Origin of the sequence: Pseudoalteromonas sp. GW168-MNA-CIBAN-0100 (assembly GCF_040309225.1) — a bacterium.
GTDB lineage: Bacteria > Pseudomonadota > Gammaproteobacteria > Enterobacterales > Alteromonadaceae > Pseudoalteromonas > Pseudoalteromonas arctica.
The window spans coordinates 1-348 of record NZ_JBEOOL010000254.1 but is presented as its reverse complement, the minus strand read 5'-3'; the positions used below and the strand labels follow the sequence as shown (position 1 = coordinate 348).

Genomic DNA, 348 nt, shown 5'->3' with positions numbered 1-348 from the left:
GAATATGAATACGCAGATTTAGTAATAAACTGCTCTATAAACTTAAAAATTGATGGTTTAAGAGTACCAGCAACAATAAACTCAATTAGGAAGTTAGCATTGCTTGGCAATCCAATACTTTTGCTAAAGTAACGGCTATTTTTTGAAAGTAATTTTTGATCAAAGTCTTTGGTTATCTCAACAAATGAGTCGTATAGATCATCCAAATTAATAGGTAAATTTGATCTTTTTGAACCAGATAGCTGCTGTACTTCCCTAGGGCTATATTGCTCAAATGTATCATCATCAAACAAGCCTGACTCTATTAACTTGATACCATAATGGCTATTAAATTGGCTAATTAGCAAC

At 31.9% G+C, this 348-nt stretch carries 1 protein-coding gene; it reads right to left on the bottom strand.

The window, feature by feature from the left end; translation table 11 throughout:
• Positions 1 to 348 (bottom strand): hypothetical protein (locus AAEY62_RS20985; RefSeq protein ID WP_350636255.1); only part of this gene is annotated, 348 nt, incomplete at both ends.